Origin of the sequence: Humibacillus xanthopallidus, assembly GCF_006716675.1 — a bacterium.
Lineage (GTDB): Bacteria > Actinomycetota > Actinomycetes > Actinomycetales > Dermatophilaceae > Humibacillus > Humibacillus xanthopallidus_B.
Genome location: NZ_VFPM01000002.1, coordinates 1,345,362 through 1,367,815 on the forward strand (window position 1 = coordinate 1,345,362; position 22,454 = coordinate 1,367,815).

The window sequence follows — 22,454 nt, forward strand, 5'->3', positions numbered from 1 at the left end:
AAAGGAGTTCGGCCCCATGAGCACCATCACCAAAGAGGAGATCGCGCAGTCGTTCGTCGACGAGCGCCTTCCCAAGCGATCGGTCGTCGGCTACGGATTCGGCGACTTCGCGAACAACCTGGCATTCACCCTCAGCACGGCGTTCCTGCTCTACTACTACACCGACGTCGCCGGCCTCTCCGCGGCCGCCGTCGCAACGATGTTCTTCGTCGTGCGGCTCTGGGACGCCGTCGCCGACATGTTCGCGGGCCGGCTCGTCGACCGCACCATGACGCGGATGGGCAAGTTCCGCCCCTTCATTCTCTTCGGAGCCGTGCCGCTGCTCTTCCTCAGCTTCCTCACCTTCCATGTCCCGAGCTCGCTCGACGACGGCGCGAAGCTGCTCTACGCCTACGTCACCTACGCGGTCCTCGGCCTGCTCTACTCGCTCGTCAACATCCCGTACGGCTCGCTCGCCTCGGCGATGACGCAGTCTGTCAAGGAGCGGGCCAAGCTCGTGTCGTCGCGCTTCTTCGGCGGCGCGCTCGGGGGCATCGTCCTCACCTACATCATCGCGCCGAAGATCTCGGACCTGAAGTCGGTGAAGAAGACGCTGACCCCCGCGGAGTACCAGGAGCAGGTGCAGGCCATCTTCACGCAGACGACCCTGCTCTTCATCGTCATCGGCTCGATCGCCTACCTCATCACCTGGTACTTCTGTCGCGAGCAGGTCGTGCGCACCTCACCCCGGGTGTCGCTGCGCGAGACGTACGACACGATCCGGACCAACAAGCCCCTCGGCTACCTCTGCGCGGCGAGCTTCTTCTACCTCGTCGGCCTCTTCGCCGTCGGCGGTGCGTCCGCCTTCTACGCGCAGTACGTCATGGGCGACATCAAGTGGCTCGGCCCGATCACCCTCGTCAACAGCGGCATCTCGATCGTCGCGGCTCCCTTCATCCCCAAGCTCGTCGACCGCTTCGGCAAGAAGTCCCTCTTCCAGTGGTGCGGCGTCTTCACCGTCGTCGGCGGGATCGCGCTCTTCTTCACGCCGGTCGGCGCCGTCGCTCCTGCCCTGATCTTCTTGGGCATCAAGGGAATCGGCGCAGCTCTGATCAACACGATCATGTTCGGCCTCGAGGCCGACACCGTCGAGTACGGCGAGTGGAAGTCCGGGCAGCGGTCCGAGGGCGCCACCTACGCGGTCTTCTCCTTCACCCGCAAGATCACGCAGTCGATCGGTGGCGCGGTGGGTGCGGCGGCCCTCGCCTTCGGTGGCTACCTCTCCGCCACCGCGGCGGTGCCCAACCCGGTCCAGCCGGAGTCCGCCATCGACGCGATCCGCTTCACGATCGGACTGCTCCCCGCGATCGTCGCCGCCATCGCGATGCTCATCTTCTGGAAGTACCCGCTCACCGACGAGCGCTTCCGTGAGATCCGCAACGAGACGGAGCTGCGCAAGCGCCGGCAGGGCCACCTCATCGGGCCCGACGGTCAGGTCATCGAGGCGCGGGAGGTCTGACGCGCACGGTGGTGCTCATGGCGCCGGGTGGGTCCGATGGACCCGCCCGGCGCCGTCTTCTGTGCCGGGCGAGCGTCAGTCGATCGAGTCGGTGAGCACGGCGTCCACGGCGGCCAACGCGGCCGCCTCACCCTCACGAGTGATCGCCTCGGCCGCTGGGCGGTTCCAGAGCCAGCAGTCGAGGTCGGCCGCGGTGCCGCAGATCTCAGCGGCCGAGGCGTCGTCGGGGCCGTCGTCGACGAGAAAGCGCCTGAGGTCGATCTGCCGGCCCTCGTAGGCGCCGGTGATCCGCACCGGCGTGACGGTCCACGCGTGCATCGCATCGACGGTGGCGATCGTGACCGTGCCCGCGACGGGTTCGTGCGTGAGCCCCGGCTCGGGCTCGTAGCCACGCATGATGCGCAGCGCCTCGTCGACGCCGTCGGCTGCCAGGCGGCAGTCGAGGGGAGTGCGCGCGCCGACGGTCAGCTCGGCGTCGAGGCGGTGGATCATCGCCTCGTGCGCCTGGCGCCGCGCGATGTAGCCGGCGGTGTGCTCGTCGGCCCACATCCACAGCTCGGTGGCGGGGTCGAGTGCAGCGAGGGCGGCGTGGAGCCGGCTGCTCGACCGGTCGAAGTGCTCGAGGAGCCCGGCACGGTCGGCCGGCCGCTCGACGCGACGTCCATCGAGCGCATCGACGTCGGCTCGGGTCGTCAGGCCGCCGGCGGCGATCTCACCCCAGAACCACTGCACCTCGGCGAGGTGCCAGATGAGGTCGTCGGCGTCCCAGTCGGGGCACGTCGGCACCCGCAGGCCCGGCGGGGCATCGGCGAGGACCGTTCGGAAGCGCGCGGAGTCATCCGCGAGGTGGTCGAGGAACGGTGGAGCGGCGGGGTCGGACGGGCCGGACGGCATACGGCAGGGGTCTCCTTCAACGGACTCCGGAAACACGGAACTGGACGGAGATGCGCGGACCCACGGCCTCGGAGGTCTTGGGGACCGCGTGGTCCCAGGTCCGCTGGCACGAGCCGCCCATCACGACGAGGTCACCATGCCCGAGGGGGAAGCGCAAGGTCTTCTGGCTCGTGCCCTCGATCGTGCCGCCGTCGCGCGGTCGCAGCGTCAGCGTGCGCGACGAGCCGAGCGAGAGGATGGCGATCATCGTGTCGCTGTCGCGCGAGCGGCCGATGCGGTCGCCGTGCCAGGCCACGCTGTCACGGCCGTCGCGGTAGAGGCACAGGCCGGCCGTCACGAACGGCTCACCGAGCTCGTCGGCGTAGTGCGCCGAGAGGGCCTCGCGGGCCGTGGTCAGCATCGGGTGGGGCAGGCGCTCACCGGCGGCGTAGAACTTCGTGAGGCGGGGCACGTCGACGACGGAGTCGTACATCTGGCGCCGCTCGGCGTGCCACGGCACGTCGTGCAGCAGCGCCGTGAAGAGCTCGTCGCCGGCACTCAGCCAGTCGGGGCGCACGTCGACCCACGCCCCGCGGGTCAGGTGGTGTCGTCGGGTGGCCGTGCCGAGGTGGCGCAGGCTCATCTCGTCGGTGAGGTCGAGGAGCGACCCCTGAAGGGTGAGGTCCATGGAGCCACGATAGCCCAAAGGTCGAACGCCTGTTCGATCAGGCGACCGGAGATCGGGAGATCTCGGGGGGTTCGGCGCGTGCGGTGAGCTCGCGCCGCGCGGGCGGGGGAGAATGGTCGGCATGCCCCTCTACCGTGACGAGGCGATCGTCCTGCGCACCCACAAGCTGGGTGAGGCCGACCGCATCATCACGATGCTGACCCGCACGCGTGGCCGGGTGCGGGCGGTGGCCAAGGGCGTGCGGCGCACGAAGTCGCGCTTCGGCTCGCGGCTCGAGCCGGGCATGGTCATCGACGTGCAGTGCTACGAGGGGCGCAACCTCGACACCGTCACACAGGTCGAGACGCTCGCCCCTTACGGCGACGCGATCGCCCGCGACTACGCCGCCTACACGTGTGCGACGTCGATGCTCGAGACCGCGCTGCAGCTGACCGAGGAGCACGAGCCGCAGACCCAGCAGTACCTCCTCCTCGCCGGCGCGCTCCGCTCGCTCGCCGAGCACAGCCACGATCCCGGCCTCGTCCTCGACGCCTACCTGCTGCGCTCCCTCGCCGTCGCGGGCTGGGCGCCGAGCTTCGTCGACTGCGCCCGCTGCGGCGCGACCGGACCCCACCGGGCGTTCAACGTGCAGGCCGGCGGGGCCGTGTGTTCCGTATGCCGTCCGCCCGGCTCGAGCGCGCCCGCCCCCGAGACCTTCGCGCTGCTCGCGTCACTGCTCTCCGGAGACTGGGACGTCGCCGACGCGAGTGACGAGCGGTGTCGGCGCCAGGGCAACGGGCTCGTCTCCGCCTTCCTCCAGTGGCACATCGAGCGGGGCCTGCGTTCACTGCGCCTCGTCGAACGCGCCTGAACCGCAAGCGAACTCACCACCTCAACGGAGAGCCATGTACGCCAAGCCCTTCCCGCACCCCTCCGGCGCGACGGCGCCGGTCATCCCGGCAGACCTGCTGCCGAAGCACGTCGCCGTCGTCATGGACGGCAACGGCCGCTGGGCCAACGCCCGGGGCCTGCCTCGCACGAAGGGCCACGAGGCAGGGGAGGCGTCCTTGCTCGACGTCGTCGCCGGGGCCATCGAGGTCGGCGTCACCCACCTGTCGGCCTACGCCTTCTCGACGGAGAACTGGCGCCGCTCACCCGAGGAGGTGCGCTTCCTCATGGGCTTCAACCGCGACGTCATCCGTCGGCGCCGCGACCAGCTGCACGAGTGGGGTGTGCGGATGCGCTGGGTCGGGCGAGCGCCGCGCCTCTGGCGTTCGGTCGTCAAGGAGCTCGAGGTCGCCCAGGAGCTGACGCAGCACAACACGGGACTGACGCTCTACTTCTGTGTGAACTACGGCGGCCGTGCCGAGATCGCCGACGCCGTGCAGCGAATCGCCCATGACGTCAAGGCCGGTCGGCTGCGGCCGAGCTCGGTCGACGAGAAGACGATCAAGCGCTACCTCGACGAGCCGACGATGCCCGACGTCGACCTCTTCGTCAGGTCGTCGGGCGAGCAGCGCACGAGCAACTTCCTGCTGTGGCAGTCGGCCTACGCGGAGATGGTCTTCCAGAACCGGCTCTGGCCGGACTACGACCGGCGCGACCTGTGGGCCGCCATCGAGGACTACGTCGACCGCGACCGTCGCTACGGCGGAGCCGTCGACACCCCCACCTGATCGAGAGAGCAGTTCGTCGGCGCGGGCAATCGAAAGAGCAGTTCGTCGGGCTCCACGGCCCCCACGCCACCAATCGAAAGAGCGATTCGTCGCCTGAGGCCCCGGGGTCGACCGCCGACTGGACCTACAAATCGCTCTTTCGATTGAGACCTTGGGTCGGCTTGGGGTCGCGGGGGACCCGACGGAGTGCTCTTTCGATTGCTCAGGCGCCGGCAGCGGTGCAGTCGGCGCAGGTGCCGAAGATCTCGATCGTGTGGGTGACGCCGCTGAAGCCGTGGTCGCCGGCCACCTTGTCGGCCCACTTCTCGACCGCCGGTCCCTCCACCTCGACCGTCTTGCCGCAGGCCCGGCACACGAGGTGATGGTGGTGGTGGGTCGAGCAGGCGCGATAGACGGCCTCGCCGTCGTCGGTGCGCAGCACGTCGACCGTGCCCGCCTCGACCATCGCCTGCAGCGTGCGGTAGACCGTGGCCAGTCCGACGCCCTCTCCGGCCTCGCGGAGTCGGGCGTGCACCGTCTGGGCCGACGTGAAGTCGTCGCAGCGACCGAGCAGCTCGGCCACCGCGGCCTGCTGGCGCGTCGGCCGGCGGCTCACCGGACTCGTCGTCTTGCTCATCGTGCCGTTCCCGTCGTCGTGCTCGTCGTGCCGGCCGTGTCAGCCGCCCCAACCGTGCCAGCTGTGTCGGCCGCCCCCACCGTGCCGGCCGCGCCAGCACCGCCGGTCGTGTCGCTGTGCACGCCCTCGTGGCCGTGCTCGTCGTAGTGGCTCTCGTGCGCGGCGTGGAGGTGCCCGTCATGGACGTAGTCGACGTGGTCGCCGTGCGGGATCGCCTCGTGCCCGCACTCGATGCCGTGCTCGTGGGGATGGGTCTCGGCGATGTCGTGCCGGCGTCGTGACAGCTGGGTGCGCACCGTCGCAGCCACCGCGGTGACGATGAAGAGCCCGACCGCCAGCAGCACGATCGTTCCGCCGGACGGCGTGTTGAGGGGGTAGGAGAGCGCCACGCCGCCGACCGCGGAGACGAGGCCGAAGGCGATGGCCCAGCGCAGGGCACCGCTGAACGACCGAGCGATGAGCTGGCTCGCGGCGTTCGGCACGATCATCAGGGCGCTGATGAGCAGCAGGCCCACGACCCGCATCGCGACGACGACGGTCGTCGCGGTGAGGACGGCGAGCACGATGTTGAGCGGCAGCACCGGGATGCCGACGGCTCGGGCGTACTCCTCGTCGTTGGCGACCGCGAACAGCCGCGGCCGGAGCGCCCAGGTCGTCGCGGCGATGAGCACCGCGAGACCGGCGAAGAGGTAGAGGTCCGACGAGGTCGTCGTGAGGATCGAGCCGAAGAGGTACTTCATGAGGTTCGCCGGCGTGCCGTCGGGCGACTTGCTGATGATGACGACGCCCGCTGCGATGCCGCCGTAGAAGATCACGGCAAGGGCGACGTCGCCGTTGGTGCGGCCACGGGTGCGCAGCAGCTCGATGACGACCGCGGCGACGACCGCCGCGACGAGCGCGGTCCACACCGGTGCCACGCCGGTCACGAGCCCGATGGCGACACCGGCGAGGGCGACGTGGCCCATGCCGTCGCCGATGAGCGAGAGCCGCCGCTGCACGAGGAAGATGCCGACCATCGGTGCGACCGTGCCGACGAGAAGGGCCGCGATGAGCGCCCGCTGCATGAAGTCGATGGAGAGCAGGTCGATCACCGTCGCCTCCCGTCGTGCCGCACGTCGAGAGGGCCGACGGTCACGCCACTGGGGTGTGGCCGCAGCTCGTCGTCGTGGTGGTGGCTGTCGTGGTCGTGGTGCACGGCACCGCGCTGCGCGGCATACCGCTCGGGGGTGCCGTCGAAGCGGATGCGCCCACCGTCGACGACGACGATGCGCGTCAGCAGCCGCTCGAGCGCTCCGAGCTCGTGGGTGACGATGACCATCGTCACGCCGCGCTCGACGAGCCGCTCGAGCACGTCGGCGAGGACGTGCTGGTTGGCGGCGTCGACGCCTGCGGTGGGCTCGTCCATGATGAGCACGTCGGGCTGGCCGGCGAGGGCGCGCGCGATGAGCACCCGGCGCTGCTGGCCACCCGAGAGCGTGCTGACCTCCGTCGCCGCCCGGTCGGCGAGCCCCACGACGTCGAGCGAGCGCGCGACGATCTGCCGGTCGGTCGCGCGCAGTCGGCCCAGCCAGCCGATGCGGGGGAGGCGCCCGGTCGAGACGATCTCCTCCGCCGTGGCCCGCACCGACGTCGAGAGGGTATGCCGTTGGGGCACGTAGCCGAGGCGGGCGCGGTCTCGCAGCTCGTCGCCCGGCACGCCGAAGAGGGTGAGGGTGCCGTCGGTGCGCTCGTTAAGGCCGAGGATGCCCTTCATGAGGGTCGACTTGCCCGAGCCGTTCGGGCCGACGACAGCCACGATCTCGCCCCGACGGACCGTCAGCGTGGCGTCGGTGACCGTCGGCCGCTCGCCGTAGCCGAAGGAGGCCCGTCGCAGGTCGATCACGACGTCGGACGCGGCCGCCGGGAGGCCGGCGTCAGGCGAGGTGCGGGGGGCGCTCATGAGCACCCGAGGCCCTGCTGGAGCGCGCGAAGGTTGCTGCGCATGACCTCAAAGTAGTCCTTGCCGGCCGAGTCGGTCGTGATGCCCTCGATGGGGTCAAGGGTCGAGAGCGTCGCTCCCGTCGAGGTCGCGACGGTCTGCGCGAACTTCGGCTCGACGAGCGTCTCCTGGAAGATCGTCGTGACGCCCTCGGTGCGTACGAGATCGGAGATCTCCTTCAGTGCAGCGGCGCTCGGCTCCGCCTCCGGCGAGATGCCGCTGATGCCGTGCTGCTCGAGGCCGTAGCGCTTCGCGAGGTAGCCGAAGGCGGCGTGGCTCGTCACGAGGACCTTCGATGTGCAGGACGAGAGCCCCTTGGCGAACTCGCCGTCGAGCGCCGTCAGCTTCGCGACGAAGGCGTCGGTGTTCGCTGTGTAGGTGGCGGCCTTTGCCGGGTCGTCCTTGGCCAGGCGGGCGCCGATGACCTTGGCGACCGCGGCATACCGCTGCGGGTCGAGCCAGAAGTGCGGGTCGTCGGCCGAGTGCTCCGCGTGGTCTGCGGCTGACTCGCCGGCGTGCCCGCTCTCGGCCGCGGGGAGCGTCAGCGCCGCGGCGTCGGCGACGTCGAGCACGCGGCTCTGGTCGACCTGCGCCATGGCGTCGTCGACCGCCGGCTGGAAGCCGTCCGCATAGATGACGAGGCGTGCCTTCGTCAGGCCGGCGACGTCCTGCGGGGCGAGCTCGAGGTCGTGCGGCTCGGCGCCCGGCTTGGTGAGCGACGTGACCGGGAGGGCCGATCCGGTGATCTGCTGGGTGGCGAACTGGAGCGGGTAGAAGGAGGTGACGACCGCCCCCTCGGCCGAGCCCGAGCCTGCTCCTGAGTCGCTGCTGCACGCGGCGGCCGACAGGACGAGCGCGGCGCAGGCGCCGACGGCGGTGAGGGCGGTCAGCGCGCGGCGCCGGGGAGCGGAGATCATGATGACAATCATTCTCGTTGTGAGAATGATTGTCAAAACCGCGTCGACGTCAGCTGGGGAAGATCCTCACGACGGCCACCGCCAGGGCGAGCACGAGCACGGCCGTCCGCATGAGTCGCTCGGGCAGCGTCAGCCGCTCCCACGTGAGGTAGAGCAGCCAGCCGACGAAGAGCGAGACGAGCAGGAACGCGATGCCCGCCCACGGTCGCGGCGCGAGGATCCCGACCGCCAGCAGGGCGATGAAGCCGCCGATCGCCACCGGCCGCGGCACGGCGCGGAGCCGCTCGACCCACGGGTAGGACGCGTGCTCGACACGGGAACGAAAGCTCATGGCCACGACACGAGCCTAGGGGACGCGGCGGCATACCCCGGACGGCGGACAACCGCCGGCCGCCGCCCCGATAACCTGAGCGGCATGGCCAAGCAGACATCCACCGTGGACACCGTCGTCAGCCTCTGCAAGCGCAGGGGCTTCGTCTTCCCGAGCGGTGAGATCTACGGAGGCACGAGATCGGCCTGGGACTACGGGCCGCTCGGTGTCGAGCTCAAGGAGAACATCCGCCGGCAGTGGTGGCGGTCGATGGTGACGAGCCGCGACGACGTCGTCGGTCTCGACTCCTCGATCATCCTGCCCCGCGAGACGTGGGTCGCCTCGGGTCACGTCGGCACCTTCACCGACCCGCTCGTGGAGTGCCTCAACTGCCACAAGCGCCGTCGCCAGGACCACCTCCAGGAGGCGCTCGCGGCCAAGAAGGGCATCGAGGACCCCGACACGATCGAGATGTCCGAGATCGTCTGCCCCGACTGCGGCACCAAGGGCCAGTGGACCGCCCCCCGCGACTTCCAGATGATGCTCAAGACCTACCTCGGCGTCATCGAGGACGAGTCGGGGCTGCACTACCTGCGTCCCGAGACGGCTCAGGGCATCTTCGTCAACTTCAACCATGTCATGCAGGCCTCGCGCAAGAAGCCGCCCTTCGGCATCGCGCAGACGGGCAAGAGCTTCCGCAACGAGATCACCCCGGGCAACTTCATCTTCCGCACCCGCGAGTTCGAGCAGATGGAGATGGAGTTCTTCGTCAAGCCCGGCGAGGACGACCACTGGCACCAGTACTGGCTCGACGAGCGCACCAAGTGGTACGTCGACCTCGGCATCAACCCCGACAACCTGCGCCACTACGAGCACGCTCCTGAGAAGCTCTCGCACTACTCCAAGCGCACCGTGGACATCGAGTACCGCTTCACCTTCGCCGGCTCCGAGTGGGGTGAGCTCGAGGGCATCGCCAACCGCACCGACTTCGACCTGTCGACGCACTCGAAGCACTCCGGCACCGACCTCGTCTACTTCGACCAGACGACGGGTGAGAAGTACACGCCCTACGTCATCGAGCCGGCGGCCGGCCTGTCCCGGTCGCTCATGACCTTCCTCGTCGACGCCTACACCGAGGACGAGGCGCCCAACACCAAGGGCGGCGTCGACAAGCGCGTCCTCCTGCGTCTCGACCCGCGTCTGGCGCCGGTCAAGGCCGCCGTGCTGCCGCTGTCGCGCAACGCCGACCTCTCCCCGAAGGCGCGCGACCTCGCGGCCCAGCTGCGCCGCAACTGGAACATCGACTTCGACGACGCCGGCGCGATCGGCAAGCGCTACCGCCGCCAGGACGAGATCGGCACGCCGTTCTGCATCACGGTCGACTTCGACACCCTCGAGGACCAGGCGGTCACGATCCGTGAGCGCGACTCGATGGCCCAGGAGCGCATCGCGCTCGACCAGGTCGAGGGCTACCTCGCCCAGCGCCTCGTCGGCTGCTGACCTCGCCCACCCAGCGCTGACGTATGCCGTCCGCCCACCCGGGCGGGCGGCATACGCGCGTTCGCCCCTCCTCAAGACCGATCGAAAGAGCAGTTCGTCGCGCGTCCGATGGCCGGCGCCGCACACGAGACGGCGACGAACTGCTCTTTCGATCGGAGGTGCACCCGTGCAGGCGACGAACTGCTCTGTCGATCGGCGTTGGTGTCAGCCGGGGTGGGGACCGGTGGCGACGGGGCGGGACGGGTCGCGGATCCACTCGCTCCACGAGCCGGGGTAGAGAGTCGCATCGACGCCGAGCTCGGCGAGCGCCAGGAGGTGGTGGGCCGCAGTCACCCCGGAGCCGCAGTAGACGCCGACCTCGCCGCCCCGTTCGCCGCGCACGGCGGCCCAGTGCTCGGCCAGGTCGCGCCGGAAGGTCCCGTCGGGGGTCAGCCAGGCGGTGGTCGGGCTGTTGACGGCGCCGGGGATGTGCCCCGCGACCGGGTCGATCGGCTCGGTCTCACCGGCGTAGCGCTCGGGCGCCCGCACGTCGAGCAGCAGCCCCTCCCGGGCGACGCGAGCGGCTGCGCCGGCGTCGAGGGTCGGCAGTGCACCGGGCCTCACCTCGATGTCGCCGCCCCGGTCGGCGGGGGTCTCGGTCGAGACGGGGAGCCCGGCGGCGAGCCACGCGGCATACCCGCCGTCGAGCACGCGGACGTCCGACACGCCGGCCCAGCGCAGCACCCACCAGGCTCGCGCTGCCGCATACGACTCCTTGCCGTCGTAGACGACGACGCGAGTGCTCGGAGTGATGCCCGCCCGCCGCAGCATCGCTTGCACGACAAGGGGATCGGGCAACGGATGGCGTCCACCGGCACCCGCCGGCGCCGCGAGCTCGGTGTCGAGGTCGACGAAGAAGGCACCCGGCACGTGCCCCGCGTCGTAGTCGTCGCGCCCCGCGGCGGTGTTGGCGGTGGTGAGCGCCCAGCGGACGTCGAGCACGACGACGTCGTCGATCCCGCGCGCGAGCTCGGCAGCACTGATGAGGTGGGTCACGCGGCCATCGTGGCATCCTCGCCGTGTGGAGGTGCACCTGGTTCTCATCCACGGCTCCCGCCTCGCGAGCTCGCAGTGGGCGCCGCAGGTCCCGCTGCTGCGCGGCCACGTGGGCCTGACCCTCGTCGACCTGCCGGGCCATGGCACCCGCGAGCGTGAGGCCTTCACCCTCGAGCGCTGCGTCGAGGTCATCGACGAGGCCCTGCCCACGGGCGTGCCGGTCGTCCTCGTCGGCCACTCGCTCGGCGGCTACGTCGCGATGGCGTATGCCGCCCGGCGGGCCGAGGCCCTCAGTGGCCTCGTGCTCGCGGACGCCTCCGCCACCCCGACGGGACCGGGAGCGGCGATCTACCGGGGTGTGGCGGCCCTGACCGACCGGCTCGGTCCGGAGCGGATGACGAGGGTCAACGACCGGGTGCTCCGACGGCTCTACCCGCCCGAGCGCATCGAGCCGGTCATCGCCGGCGGCTACTACTTCGCTGCGACGCCGGCAGCCTGGCGCGAGGTGATGACGCACTGCCGGCCGGCCATGCTCCGCCACGTGTCGTGCCCCGTGCTGCTGCTCAACGGGCGGTTCGACCAGTTCCGGCTCGGCACGCGCGCGTTCCTCCGGGCCTGCCCGCAGGCCCGGGTCGAGGTCATCCCGCGGGCCGGTCACCTCGCCAACCTCGACCAGCCGGAGGCCTTCGCGCAGGCGCTGCTCCACTTCGCCGATTCGGTCCAGCGCGCCTGATTGGGGAGAATGGGTCGCTGTGACCGACCTGATGACCGCCGACGCGCCCGCGCAGGAGGCTGCGCTCGCTGCCCCGGCGCCCGTGCTGCCCCCGCTGCGCATCGGCCGCCACGTCATCGAGTCACCGGTCGTGCTGGCGCCGATGGCGGGCATCACCAACCGCGCCTTCCGCCGCCTGTGCCGTGAGTACGGCAACGAGGGCACCTCCCTGGGCGGCGCCAGCGGGGCGACGAGCCTCTACGTCAGCGAGATGATCACCTCGCGCGCGCTCGTCGAGCGCACGCCGGAGTCGATGCGCCTCATCGAGCACGACCCCGACGAGAACCCCCGCTCGATCCAGCTCTACAGCGTCGACCCGGCGACGGCCCGAGCGGCGGCCCGGATGCTCGTCACCGAGGACCGCGCCGACCACATCGACCTCAACTTCGGCTGCCCCGTGCCCAAGGTGACCCGCAAGGGCGGCGGCTCGGCGCTGCCGTGGAAGAAAGACCTCTTCCGCCGCATCGTCAGCGCCGTCGTCGAGGAGGGCGCCCGACGTGACATCCCCGTGACGGTCAAGATGCGCAAGGGCATCGACGACACGCACCTCACCTTCCTCGACGCCGGCCTCGCCGCCGAGCAGGAGGGGGTCGCGGCGATCGCGCTCCACGGCCGCACCGCGTTACAGGCCTACTCGGGCCAGGCCGACTGGGCGGCGATCCGGCTGCTCAAGGAGACGATCGCGTCGGTGCCCGTGCTCGGCAACGGCGACATCTGGTCGGCCGAGGACGCCCTGCGCATGGTGGAGCAGACCGGCTGCGACGGCGTCGTCGTCGGGCGCGGCTGCCTCGGCCGACCCTGGCTCTTCACCGACCTCGCGGCCGCTTTCGCCGGCACCCCGACGCGCGTGACCCCCTCTCTCGGGGAGGTCGCCGACACGCTGCGGACGCACGCGACATACCTCACCGACTTCTACGGCGAGGAGGAGCGCGCCTGCCGCGACATCCGCAAGCACATCGCCTGGTACCTCAAGGGCTTTCCCGCCGGCTCGACGATCCGCAACTCGCTCGCGCTCGTCGACTCGCTCGCGTCCCTCGACGCGCTGCTCGCGACCCTCGACAGCGACGCGCCGTGGCCGGGGGAGGCGGCGGAGGGCCAGCGCGGCCGCGCCGGCTCGTCGCGCACCGTCGCACTGCCCGACCGGTGGCTCGAGTCGCGTGAGCTCTCGGAGGAGCACGAGCGCACGATCGCCGAGGCCGAGCTGTCCGTCAGCGGCGGCTGAGGCTACTTCAGCCAGACCGTGAGGGGCCCGAGCCGCTCGCACCCTGCGGCGACGGCCGCATCGACGCTCGCCCCCGCCTCCCACCCCACGAGGGGTATGCCGGGGGCGACCTCTCGCGCAGCCGCGGCGGCCTCGCGCCAGGCCCGGTGCTCGTCGCCGTCCCGGGCGAAGATGTTGCCGAGGCCGGCGACCTCGCCGGTGACGTGGAGGATCGCACCGGCGACGACGGATCCTGCGGCCGAGCGCCCAGCCAGCACGTGCACGCCGGGCTCGTCGAGCAGGCTGGGCCGCAGGATGGAGACGGCGTCGGGGTCGGACGACCAGGCGCGCACCCATTCCGCCAGCTCGTCGGCGGTCGTGACGCGACGCCACGTGCGCGAGCTGCCGCCGGCGTCCACGGGCAGCGGGGTCGCCGGGTCGAGCCAGACCCACTCGCCGACGACGAGCCGGGCGAAGTCCTCGAGCGTGAGGTCGAGGCGGGCCCACGAGTCCTTGACCGAGCAACCGTCGGAGTCGTCGACACGGGCGAGCAGGTCGTACTCCTCGGCCGTGGGGGAGAGGGTGACGGCGTCGGGGTAGAAGGGCGGGGTGCGGGTGGGGGCCGCCCAGGCCTCGTCGTCGAAGGTGCCCCGCACGCCGTGGGAGCGGGCGACGGCGTCGCACCACAGGGCGTTGTTGTGGGCGGCGAGGGCGATCCGGTCGGGGGTGCTCGTCACGGGTAGATCCTGCCCCCTGTCGGTGGGTGGTGGCACCATCGGGTCATGCGAGAGGGCGGATCGCCGGAGCGGCCGGCCGTGTTCTTCGACGACGCGGCCGACTTCCGGGCATGGCTCGAGGCCAACCACGACACGGCGACCGAGCTGTGGATGGGCCTCAACAAGAAGCACGTCGACCCGCCGGGTCTGCAGTGGGCCGATGCCGTTCGTGAGGCGCTCTGCTTCGGCTGGATCGACTCGATGGCCCAGAGCATCGACGACGACACCCGCCGCCAGCGGTGGACGCCGCGCCGGAGCGGCAGCAACTGGAGCACGATCAACATCAACGCGGTCGCCGAGCTCACGGCGTCCGGGCGCATGCACCCAGCGGGGTTGGCGGCCTTCGCCAGGCGGCGCGAGGACCGCTCCGGCATCTACGCCTACGAGACCCGCGAGAGGGAGTGGCCGGCGCACTACGAGGCGCAGCTGCGCGCCGACGCCACGGCCTCGGCGTTCTGGGACGCCGCGACACCGTCCTACCGGCGAGTCGCGACGAACTGGGTCCTCACCGCGAAGCTGGAGGCGACCCGCGACAAGCGGATGGCCGAGCTCGTCGACGACTGCGCCAACCTGCGCCTCATCAAGATCCAGCGCTACGGCACCGAGCCGGCCTGGGTGCGGCGGGCCCGCTCAGAGCTGCGCTGAGAGGCCGGTCACCGCTTGCCCTTGGGCGGGATGATCTCGATGTGGTCCTTCGCCGCGGACTTGGCGTGCTTGTCGGCACGCTTCTCCTTGAGCGATCTGGCCTTGGTGGTCATGTGGGACTTCGGTGACTTGTCGCCCATGGCGAGCTCCTCGCGTTGGAAGCCTGAACGGCTCCATCCCTGAAGTATGCCCCCTCGGCGCTGCTGCGACCGTCGCTGTGCCGTGGCGTCATCGTCAGGCGTCGTGCAACCTTTCCCGTGCCCGCCGGCGTAGGGGGCACTGCACGACCTCTGGCCGGCGGCGCGGTCACGGGAGAACCGGGGCTCGCGCACGCCCTGGCGGCCCCGATCGAGGACTACGCCTGGGAGAGCGCCGACGTCTTCGCCGCGACTGCCGCCGCCCCCACCGGCTCGTCGGTCCCCTACCGCTACGACCTGGGCACCCACGCGGGGGAGCGCCTCCAGGGCGACCCCCGGGCGGCGTTCGACGAGACCGTCGACCCCGCGACGACGGGCCTCACGCTGCCGCCGGGGTGATCCGGCCTAGAGTCGGGTCGTGGGCTACGAGGGTCGAGATCGCGAGCGGTGGGTCGCGGAGGACCCTGCCCAGAAGCGGGCCGACCGCGACGACTTCGCCCGCGACCGGGCGCGGGTCGTGCACTCCTCGGCGCTGCGCCGCCTCGCCGCCAAGACCCAGGTCCTCGCACCGGGCCACGACGACTTCGTGCGCAACCGCCTCACCCACTCGCTCGAGGTCGCGCAGATCGGTCGGGAGTTCGGTGCCGCGCTGGGGTGCGACGCCGACGTCGTCGACACGGCGTGCCTCGCCCACGACCTGGGGCACCCGCCCTTCGGTCACAACGGCGAGACGGTTCTCGACGAGATCGCCTGCGACATAGGGGGATTCGAGGGCAACGCCCAGACCCTCCGCCTCCTGACCCGGCTCGAGGCCAAGCGCTCGCACCCGGACGGCACTCCCGCGGGGCTCAACCTCACCCGCGCGAGCCTCGACGCCACGACGAAGTATCCCTGGCAACGTGGCGAAGCGCCCTATCCCACAAAGAAGTTCGGCGTCTACCCATCGGATCTCCCTGTCTTCCAGTGGATGCGCGAGCAGGCCACCCCCGGTGACCGGTGCTTCGAGGCAGAGGTCATGGACTGGTCCGACGACGTCGCCTACTCCGTCCATGACGTCGAGGACGCCATCGCCTCGGGCTGGCTCGACCCTCGCGTGCTGCGCTCCACCGACATGGCAGAGGTCGTGGCCGTGGCAGGCCGCACCTACGCGCCCGACCTCGGCAGCGACGCCCTGGGGGCCGCGCTGGAACGCCTCCTGGCCTCCGACGCGGTGCCCACGGCATACGGCGGCTCTCGTGGTGACCTCGCCCGGCTCAAGGACATGACGAGCCGGCTCATCGGGCACTTCGTGCTCGACGTCGAGCGCGCGACGCGAGAGCGCCACGGCCCCGGGCCGCTGTGCCGCTTCGAGGCGGACCTCGTGGTGCCCGACGAGACCCGCGCCGAGTGCTCCGTGCTCAAGGCGATCGCCAACCACTTCGTCATGACGACCGACGAGCGGCTGCGGGCGATGGCCGAGCAGCGCGACATCGTCAGGAGCCTCGTCGAGGGGTATGCCGCCCGGCCGGCTGAGCGTCTCGACGCGCCCTTCCGCGCCGACCACGACGCCGCGTCGGACGACGGGGAGCGGCTGCGGGTCGTCGTCGACCAGGTGGCCTCGCTGACCGACGTGCGCGCCCTGGCGCTGCACGTGCAGTGGAGCCGCTGACCGGCGCGGTGGGAGTGTCGACCTAGAATCACGAGCAGCGGGAGGAGGCACATGGCGGGGCTCATCAACAGCGACGACATCGCGACGGTCAAGGCGCGGTCGTCGATCGAGGACGTCGTGAGCGAGCACGTGACCCTCAGGCGCTCCGGGGCGCGCCTCGTGGGGCTCTGCCCCTTCCACGACGAGAAGAGCCCCTCCTTCGGCATCAACCCGGCCGCGGGGTTCTACCACTGCTTCGGGTGCGGCGAGGGCGGCGACGTCATCTCCTTCGTGCAGAAGGTCGAGGCCCTTTCCTTCAGCGAGGCCGTCGAGCGGCTCGCGCAGAAGCTCGGCATGGAGCTGCGCTACGAGGACGGCAGCGCGCGGTCGGCGCAGGAAGGTCCGGGTCGGCGCTCGCGGCTCATCGAGGCCCACCGGGTCGCGCAGGAGTTCTATGCCGAGGCTCTGCTCAACCAGCCCGGCGCTCGGCCCGCCCGCGACTTCATGCGGGCCCGCGGCTTCGACGGGGCCGTGGCCAAGCACTTCGGGGTCGGCTTCGCCCCACGCGGCGGGGAGGACCTCGTGCGCGCCCTGCGAGCCAAGGGCTTCACCGACGACGAGCTCGTGACCGGCGGTCTCGCCGGTCGGGGCTCGCGGGGGCTCTACGACCGCTTCCGGGGGCGTCTCGTCTGGCCGATCCGCGACATCACCGGCGACACGGTCGGCTTCGGGGCGCGGCGCATCTTCGATGACGACCGCATCGAGGCGAAGTACCTCAACACGTCCGAGACACCGATCTACAAGAAGTCGACGGTTCTCTACGGCCTCGACCTCGCGAAGAAGCGGATCGCGGCCGACCGCACGGCTGTCGTGGTCGAGGGCTACACGGACGTCATGGCGTGCCACCTCGCGGGGGTGGAGACCGCCGTGGCCACGTGCGGCACGGCCTTCGGCTCCGACCACATCAAGGTGCTGCGCCGCATCATGCGCGACGAGGCAGACCTCGCCCCGGCCCGGGTCATCTTCACCTTCGACGGCGACGCCGCGGGGCAGAAGGCCGCGATGCGGGCCTTCGCCGACGACCAGAAGTGGTCGTCGCAGTCCTTCGTCGCGGTCGAGGCCTCGGGTATGGACCCGTGCGAGCTGCGCCAGGCCAAGGGCGACCCCGCCGTTCAGGCCCTCGTGGAGGACGCCGTGCCGATGTTCGAGTTCGCCGTCCGCACGACGATCAAGCGCTACGACCTCGCGACGGCCGAGGGACGGGTGCGGGCGGCGACGGCCGTCGCTCCCATCGTGGCGGCGATCCGCGACCAGTCGCTGCGGCCGGAGTACACCCGTGAGGTGGCCGGCCTGCTGGGGCTCGAGGTGGAGCAGGTGGCGCGTGAGGTGAGCCGTGCCGGGCGCCTCACCGTCGACTCCGCCGACGACGACCGCCGGCGCGACCGCGCGGTCGTGGAGTCGCCGGAGCCGGGCGACGACGAGGTCGCCGAGTCCGGCGGCATCATGGCGATGCCCGACCCCCGTGACCCGGTCGTGTCGGCCGAGAGGCAGCTCCTCCAGGTGCTCCTGCAGTTCCCGCACGTGCTGCGGGCCGAGGCCATCGACATGCTGACCCCGGAGTCCTTCTCGGCTCCCGCTCACCGGGCGGTCTTCGACGGCATCCGCATCGCCCGAGCCACGACGAGCTCGGCGAACGCGCAGGCCTGGATGGCCGCCGTCACCGAGGCCGCTCCGCGACCCGTGGCCGGACTCGTGAGCGAGCTGGCCGTCGGCACCCTGCCGACCCGGATGGACCCGGTCACGGGCCTGCCCACGGCGCGCTACGTCGAGGAGCTCTTCGACCGGGTACGCACCATCGCCCTCACCCGGCAGATCGCCGACGCCCTGAGCGAGATGCGCCGGCTCGACCATGCCGCGGAGCCCTCACCCGAGCGCACCCGCGAGCTGGGCACCCAGCTGCAGGTGCTGCAACGCGAGCTCGCCACGATCAAGGCAGGGATGGGCTGATGGGACTCCTCGGCAACCGGCGGCGTGCTCCGCTGCCCGACACGGTGCGCTCGGCGGTGCCGCTCGGCCCCGGCGAGCGTGTGCTCGCATGGGCCCGCGATGACCGCACCGGCTCTCACGTCGTCGCCACGACCCACCACCTCGCCCTCGTCGGAGGTGACGGTGTGCTGGCCTGGAGCCGGCCGTGGCACGAGGTCGAGGCGGGCACGTGGCAGGGCGGGGAGTCGCTGCTCACCGTCTCGTGGGTCGACCAGGGGGCGCCGTGTCGGTGGGAGGTCACCGAGCCCTCGCTGATCCAGCAGACGCTGCGCGAGCGGGTGCAGGCGAGCGTCGTGCTGGCTGACGAGTTCCGCACCTCTGCGCGGCGCACGGTGCGCGTCGTCATCCGTCAGGACCTCGCCACCGGCGCCATCGTCGAGCAGGTGATCCCCGGCAAGGGGGCCCGCGTCGACGACCCGGCGGTGGCTGCCGAGGCGGGCAGACACCTCGCGCGTCTGCGCTCGGAGATCGGTCGCTGAGAGGGCATCCAGCGCCCGGCGACCCGATTTAGTGTCGGCCCGATCCCTTTGCTATGGTTGCCCGGCAGCATTCCCCTGTAGCTCAATTGGCAGAGCAGCCGGCTGTTAACCGGCAGGTTATTGGTTCGAGTCCAATCGGGGGAGCCCACGACGAAGGCCCTGACACCCACGGTGTCAGGGCCTTCGTCATCGGCCGGCGTTGCCGACCCTGGAGGGTCACCGGGGCGGGCCCGGCGCCTCGCCGACGGCAGCATCCTCGAGGGGGCCGCCGAGGGAGCCGTCGACCGTTGTCCCGACGACGGCAGCGGCGGCACCCTTGCGCGGACCGCGACCGCGTCGGCTGAGGCGGCGCTCAACGCGTCCGGCGACGTTCGTCAACCCGTAGTTGATGAGGATGAAGATGAGCGCGGCGAGGACGTACGCCGGGATGACGTTGCCGTATGCCGTGCCGACGTCCTTCGCGGCCTGGAGCAGCTCGGGGTAGGTGATCGCCGTGCCGAGGGCGCTGTCCTTGAGGATGACGACGAGCTGCCCCACGAGAGCCGGGAGCATCGCCGTCAGGGCCTGGGGCAGCTGGATCGAGCGCAGCGTCTGACCGGGCGTCAGGCCGATCGAGAGACCGGCCTCCGACTGTCCGGACGGCAGACCGTGAACGCCCGAGCGCACGAGCTCCGCGATGACCGAGCCGTTGTAGAGCGTCAGTGCGAGCACGACCGCGGCGAGCGAGTTGTAGTCGGCCCCGAAGTAGTTGTTGAAGGCGAAGACCTGGAAGAAGAAGTACATCATCAGCAGCACGGGCACGGAGCGGAAGAACTCCACGACGATGCCGCTCACCCACCTGATCGGCCCGTTGTGCGACAGGCGCCCCATGCCGAAGAGCAGGCCGAACGCCAGAGCGAACACGATGGAGAGCGCGGCGGCCTTGATGGTGTTGATGAGGCCGGGGATGAGGTACTGGGTCCACACGTCGGCCGTGAAGAGCACGGTCCACATGGACGGGTCCAGCTGGCCCTGTGCCTGCAGCTTCCAGACCACGAGACCGAGGGTCACCGCTGCCAGGGCGAAGCCGATGACGGTGAAGACCGCGTGCCGCCGGCGGGCCTTGGGCCCGGGGGCGTCGAAGAGGACGTTCTGGGCGCTCATCGCTTCACCGCCAGGCGTCGGGAGAGGGACGTGAAGAGGATCCCCACCGGGAGGGTGAGGATGACGAAGCCGAGGGCGAAGATGAAGAAGACCCCGAAGCTCGCGGTCTCGTTCTCGATGATCTCCTTCATGAGGCCGGAGGCCTCGGCGACACCGATGATCGAGGCGACGGTCGTGTTCTTCGTCAGGGCGATGAGGACCGAGCCCAGCGGGGCGATCGAGCCGCGGAAGGCCTGGGGGAGGATCACCTCACGCAGGCTCTGGCTGAAGGTGAGCCCGATCGAGCGGGCTGCCTCGGCCTGCCCGAGGGGCACGGTGTTGACGCCGCTGCGCAGGGCCTCGCAGACGAAGGCGGCGTGGTAGGCCGCGAGACCGACGATCGCCCACCGGATGTTGTTGTCGACGATGGAGGTCGACGAGTTCGGGTCGGTGAGGTTGATCTGGAGGATGTAGAGCAGACCGAGCGAGCAGAAGACGAGGATGAGCGTCAGGGGGGTGTTGCGGACCGTGTTGACGTAGAACGCCCCCAGCCGGCGCAGGATCGCCACGGGCGCGACCCGCATGACGGCCAGGATCGTTCCGATCACGAGGGCGCCGATCGCGGAGAAGACGGTCAGCTTGATCGTCATCCAGAACGCGCCGAGGACGTCGTACTTGTCGAGGATGTCGAGCACGGCGCTCCTTTCGGGGGAGTGGTGGAGCGGAGGTGTCGAGGTCGGTGTCGAGGGCTGGTGCCGGACGGTCCGTGCTCGTCGCCGGTCAGCGGGCCCGGACCCCGGCGGTGGCGGGTCGGTCGACGGCTGGTGTCGACCGACCCGCCACCGGGTGCGGGTGGATCAGGAGCAGGCCGCGGGGGTGGGCGGGTTGCCCTGGCCGGGCTTGTAGCCGGCCGGCCCGAGGTTGTTGTCGATGGCCTTCTGCCACGAGCCGTCGGAGATCATCTTCTTGATGGCGTCGGTGATCTTCGTGCACTGGGCGGTGTCGCCCTTCTTGATGCCGACGCCGTAGTTCTCCTGCGAGAACGGCTGGCCGACGACCTTGAACTTGCCCTTGAACTCCGGCTGGGCGGCATACCCGGCGAGGATCGTGTCGTCGGTCGTCAGCGCGTCGACGCCGCCGGTTGCCAGGGCGGGCAGGCACTCGGAGTACGTGCCGAACTCCTGGAGCTGGACGCCCGGGTACTTGTCCTTGACCTTCTGCGCGGACGTCGAGCCCTTGACGGAGCAGAGCTTCTTGCCGTCGAGGGAGTCGGGGCCGGTGATCGACGTGTCGTCGGCGCGGATGAGCAGGTCCTGCCCGGCGACGAAGTAGGGGCCGGCGAAGCTGACCTTCTCCTTGCGGGCGTCGGTGATCGAGTACGTCGCGACGACCATGTCGACCTGACCGGTCTGGATGAGGGTCTCGCGCTGGGCGCTCGGGGCCTGGACCCATGTGATGTCGCCCTCTGAGGCGCCGAGCTGCTTCGCGATGTACTTCGCGACGTCGACGTCCATGCCGGTGTACTCGCTGCCCTTCTTCAGGCCCATGCCCGGCTGGTCGAACTTGATGCCGATCTTGAGCTTCGTGCCCCCGCCGGAGCCGGCGCTGTCTCCGCTGCTGCTCGATCCGCACGCGGCGAGCGTGAGCGCCAGGGCAGCGGCTGCTGCGACGGCGCCAAGTCCTCGTGACTTCATCTGGGTTCCTCCATGAGTGGTTGCTCGCGGCACGCCGGGTGCGTGCCGCTCCCTGCGGGCGGTTGGTGCGTGGTGGCGGGGATCGTCAGTGGGTGAGGATCTTGCCGAGGAAGTCCTTGGCCCTGGCGCTCTTGGGCGCCGTGAAGAACTCCTCGGGCGTGGCGACCTCGACGACCTGGCCGTCGGCCATGAAGACGACCCGGTCTGCTGCCTTGCGGGCGAAGCCCATCTCGTGGGTGACGACGATCATCGTCATGCCCTCCTTGGCGAGGCCGACCATGACGTCGAGGACCTCGTTGACCATCTCGGGGTCGAGCGCCGAGGTCGGCTCGTCGAAGAGCATCACCTTGGGACCCATGGCGAGCGATCGCGCGATGGCGACGCGCTGCTGCTGGCCGCCGGAGAGCTGGGCGGGGTACTTGTCGGCCTGCGCCGAGACACCCACGCGTTCGAGGAGCGCATCAGCCTGGGTGCTGGCCTCGGCCTTGGACTTCTTGCGCACCTTGATGGGTCCGAGCGTCACGTTCTCTCGGATCGTCTTGTGCGAGAAGAGGTTGAAGGACTGGAAGACCATGCCGACATCTGCGCGCAGCTGCGCGAGCGCCTTGCCCTCCTCGGGCAGGGCCTTGCCGTCGATGCTGATGGTGCCCGACTCGATCGTCTCGAGGCGGTTGATGGCTCGGCACAGCGTCGACTTGCCCGACCCCGAGGGGCCGAGCACGACGACGACCTCACCCTTGCCGACGGTGAGGTTGATGTCCTGCAACACGTGCAGGTCTCCGAAGTGCTTGTTGACGCCCTCGATGACGACCATCGGCTCGCGAGCGCCTCCGGTGCGGTCAGGGGCAACCGTTTCGCCGGTGGTCCGATCTGCCTGACCGGGAT

Annotated in this window: 25 protein-coding genes and 1 tRNA gene; 12 read left to right on the top strand and 14 right to left on the bottom strand. The window is 70.6% G+C overall.

Annotated elements, in window-relative coordinates; translation table 11 throughout:
- Nucleotides 1-16: 16 nt before the first annotated feature.
- Nucleotides 17-1,498, top strand: coding sequence for a glycoside-pentoside-hexuronide (GPH):cation symporter (locus FBY41_RS14090; protein WP_185749055.1), 1,482 nt, complete (start codon nt 17-19; stop codon nt 1,496-1,498).
- Nucleotides 1,499-1,573: 75 nt separating this feature from the next.
- Here the strand turns inward: FBY41_RS14090 and FBY41_RS14095 are convergent, their stop codons facing one another.
- Both FBY41_RS14095 and FBY41_RS14100 read right to left on the bottom strand, forming a co-directional pair.
- A complete protein-coding gene (locus FBY41_RS14095) occupies nt 1,574-2,392 on the bottom strand; it encodes a maleylpyruvate isomerase family mycothiol-dependent enzyme (protein WP_141844833.1) in 819 nt (272 codons plus the stop codon).
- Nucleotides 2,393-2,408: 16 nt separating this feature from the next.
- Entirely contained in the window at nt 2,409-3,059 is a 651-nt protein-coding gene (locus tag FBY41_RS14100) for an alpha-ketoglutarate-dependent dioxygenase AlkB (RefSeq protein ID WP_141844834.1), read from the bottom strand.
- Nucleotides 3,060-3,180: 121 nt separating this feature from the next.
- Between FBY41_RS14100 and recO the strand changes: the two genes are divergently transcribed.
- Together recO and FBY41_RS14110 are read left to right on the top strand one after the other, a co-directional pair.
- Nucleotides 3,181-3,909 (top strand): DNA repair protein RecO, encoded by a 729-nt coding sequence (gene recO / locus FBY41_RS14105; protein WP_141844835.1) that lies wholly within the window; start codon nt 3,181-3,183, stop codon nt 3,907-3,909.
- Between the two features lie 34 nt (nt 3,910-3,943).
- Entirely contained in the window at nt 3,944-4,714 is a 771-nt protein-coding gene (locus FBY41_RS14110) for an isoprenyl transferase (RefSeq protein ID WP_141844836.1), read from the top strand.
- Between the two features lie 202 nt (nt 4,715-4,916).
- On the opposite strand, the gene FBY41_RS14115 is transcribed toward FBY41_RS14110, so the two are convergent.
- Genes FBY41_RS14115 through FBY41_RS14135 form a run of 5 tightly spaced genes read right to left on the bottom strand, consistent with a single transcriptional unit; the run spans nt 4,917 to nt 8,556 of the window.
- Nucleotides 4,917-5,330: a Fur family transcriptional regulator gene (locus FBY41_RS14115; RefSeq protein WP_141844837.1), complete on the bottom strand. Its 414-nt coding sequence runs from the start codon at nt 5,328-5,330 to the stop codon at nt 4,917-4,919.
- Nucleotides 5,327-6,421 (bottom strand): metal ABC transporter permease, encoded by a 1,095-nt coding sequence (locus FBY41_RS14120; protein WP_141844838.1) that lies wholly within the window; start codon nt 6,419-6,421, stop codon nt 5,327-5,329. The genes FBY41_RS14115 and FBY41_RS14120 overlap by 4 nt, the downstream gene beginning before the upstream one ends.
- Entirely contained in the window at nt 6,418-7,269 is an 852-nt protein-coding gene (locus tag FBY41_RS14125) for a metal ABC transporter ATP-binding protein (protein WP_141844839.1), read from the bottom strand. Before FBY41_RS14125 ends, FBY41_RS14120 begins: the two co-directional genes overlap by 4 nt.
- Nucleotides 7,266-8,225 (bottom strand): metal ABC transporter substrate-binding protein, encoded by a 960-nt coding sequence (locus tag FBY41_RS14130; RefSeq protein WP_141844840.1) that lies wholly within the window; start codon nt 8,223-8,225, stop codon nt 7,266-7,268. The genes FBY41_RS14125 and FBY41_RS14130 overlap by 4 nt, the downstream gene beginning before the upstream one ends.
- A gap of 49 nt (nt 8,226-8,274) precedes the next feature.
- Complete coding sequence (locus tag FBY41_RS14135; RefSeq protein ID WP_260439776.1) at nt 8,275-8,556, bottom strand: DUF6703 family protein; 282 nt, start codon at nt 8,554-8,556, stop codon at nt 8,275-8,277.
- Between the two features lie 84 nt (nt 8,557-8,640).
- Between FBY41_RS14135 and FBY41_RS14140 the strand changes: the two genes are divergently transcribed.
- Nucleotides 8,641-10,035, top strand: a complete 1,395-nt coding sequence (locus FBY41_RS14140) for a glycine--tRNA ligase (protein ID WP_141844842.1) — start codon at nt 8,641-8,643, stop codon at nt 10,033-10,035.
- Between the two features lie 204 nt (nt 10,036-10,239).
- Here FBY41_RS14140 and FBY41_RS14145 read toward each other — a convergent pair whose 3' ends face one another.
- The gene (locus FBY41_RS14145; RefSeq protein WP_141844843.1) at nt 10,240-11,070 is read right to left on the bottom strand and encodes a sulfurtransferase; all 831 of its coding nucleotides are present in this window, start codon (nt 11,068-11,070) and stop codon (nt 10,240-10,242) included.
- Nucleotides 11,071-11,095: 25 nt separating this feature from the next.
- Between FBY41_RS14145 and FBY41_RS14150 the strand changes: the two genes are divergently transcribed.
- Both FBY41_RS14150 and dusB read left to right on the top strand, forming a co-directional pair.
- A complete protein-coding gene (locus tag FBY41_RS14150; RefSeq protein ID WP_141844844.1) occupies nt 11,096-11,803 on the top strand; it encodes an alpha/beta fold hydrolase in 708 nt (235 codons plus the stop codon).
- A gap of 31 nt (nt 11,804-11,834) precedes the next feature.
- Nucleotides 11,835-13,064 carry a tRNA dihydrouridine synthase DusB gene (gene dusB / locus FBY41_RS14155; protein WP_141845146.1) on the top strand — a complete coding sequence of 410 codons (1,230 nt, stop codon included), beginning with the start codon at nt 11,835-11,837 and terminating at the stop codon, nt 13,062-13,064.
- A gap of 2 nt (nt 13,065-13,066) precedes the next feature.
- Here dusB and FBY41_RS14160 read toward each other — a convergent pair whose 3' ends face one another.
- Nucleotides 13,067-13,780 (bottom strand): hypothetical protein, encoded by a 714-nt coding sequence (locus tag FBY41_RS14160; protein ID WP_260439777.1) that lies wholly within the window; start codon nt 13,778-13,780, stop codon nt 13,067-13,069.
- A gap of 45 nt (nt 13,781-13,825) precedes the next feature.
- Here FBY41_RS14160 and FBY41_RS14165 point away from each other — a divergent pair, with 45 nt between their 5' ends.
- Nucleotides 13,826-14,464 (top strand): YdeI/OmpD-associated family protein, encoded by a 639-nt coding sequence (locus FBY41_RS14165; RefSeq protein ID WP_141844846.1) that lies wholly within the window; start codon nt 13,826-13,828, stop codon nt 14,462-14,464.
- 8 nt (nt 14,465-14,472) lie between these two features.
- On the opposite strand, the gene FBY41_RS23975 is transcribed toward FBY41_RS14165, so the two are convergent.
- Nucleotides 14,473-14,604, bottom strand: coding sequence for a hypothetical protein (locus tag FBY41_RS23975; protein ID WP_260439778.1), 132 nt, complete (start codon nt 14,602-14,604; stop codon nt 14,473-14,475).
- Between the two features lie 117 nt (nt 14,605-14,721).
- Between FBY41_RS23975 and FBY41_RS14170 the strand changes: the two genes are divergently transcribed.
- The 5 genes from FBY41_RS14170 (at nt 14,722) to FBY41_RS14190 (ending at nt 18,897) form a co-directional block, all read left to right on the top strand.
- Nucleotides 14,722-15,000, top strand: a complete 279-nt coding sequence (locus FBY41_RS14170) for a hypothetical protein (RefSeq protein WP_141844847.1) — start codon at nt 14,722-14,724, stop codon at nt 14,998-15,000.
- 19 nt (nt 15,001-15,019) lie between these two features.
- On the top strand, nt 15,020-16,249 hold the full coding sequence (locus tag FBY41_RS14175) for a deoxyguanosinetriphosphate triphosphohydrolase (protein WP_141844848.1): 1,230 nt from the start codon (nt 15,020-15,022) through the stop codon (nt 16,247-16,249).
- Nucleotides 16,250-16,300: 51 nt separating this feature from the next.
- Nucleotides 16,301-18,235 carry a DNA primase gene (gene dnaG, locus FBY41_RS14180; RefSeq protein ID WP_141844849.1) on the top strand — a complete coding sequence of 645 codons (1,935 nt, stop codon included), beginning with the start codon at nt 16,301-16,303 and terminating at the stop codon, nt 18,233-18,235.
- Entirely contained in the window at nt 18,235-18,753 is a 519-nt protein-coding gene (locus FBY41_RS14185; protein WP_141844850.1) for a hypothetical protein, read from the top strand. The genes dnaG and FBY41_RS14185 overlap by 1 nt, the downstream gene beginning before the upstream one ends.
- A gap of 71 nt (nt 18,754-18,824) precedes the next feature.
- Nucleotides 18,825-18,897 (top strand) — tRNA-Asn (locus FBY41_RS14190).
- Between the two features lie 72 nt (nt 18,898-18,969).
- Here FBY41_RS14190 and FBY41_RS14195 read toward each other — a convergent pair.
- From FBY41_RS14195 to FBY41_RS14210, 4 genes are all read right to left on the bottom strand, one after another.
- Entirely contained in the window at nt 18,970-19,896 is a 927-nt protein-coding gene (locus FBY41_RS14195; RefSeq protein WP_141844851.1) for an amino acid ABC transporter permease, read from the bottom strand.
- Nucleotides 19,893-20,570, bottom strand: a complete 678-nt coding sequence (locus FBY41_RS14200; protein WP_141844852.1) for an amino acid ABC transporter permease — start codon at nt 20,568-20,570, stop codon at nt 19,893-19,895. Before FBY41_RS14200 ends, FBY41_RS14195 begins: the two co-directional genes overlap by 4 nt.
- Before the next feature lie 162 nt (nt 20,571-20,732).
- A complete protein-coding gene (locus FBY41_RS14205) occupies nt 20,733-21,569 on the bottom strand; it encodes a glutamate ABC transporter substrate-binding protein (RefSeq protein WP_141844853.1) in 837 nt (278 codons plus the stop codon).
- A gap of 85 nt (nt 21,570-21,654) precedes the next feature.
- Complete coding sequence (locus FBY41_RS14210) at nt 21,655-22,383, bottom strand: amino acid ABC transporter ATP-binding protein (RefSeq protein ID WP_141845147.1); 729 nt, start codon at nt 22,381-22,383, stop codon at nt 21,655-21,657.
- Between the last annotated feature and the right edge of the window lie 71 nt (nt 22,384-22,454).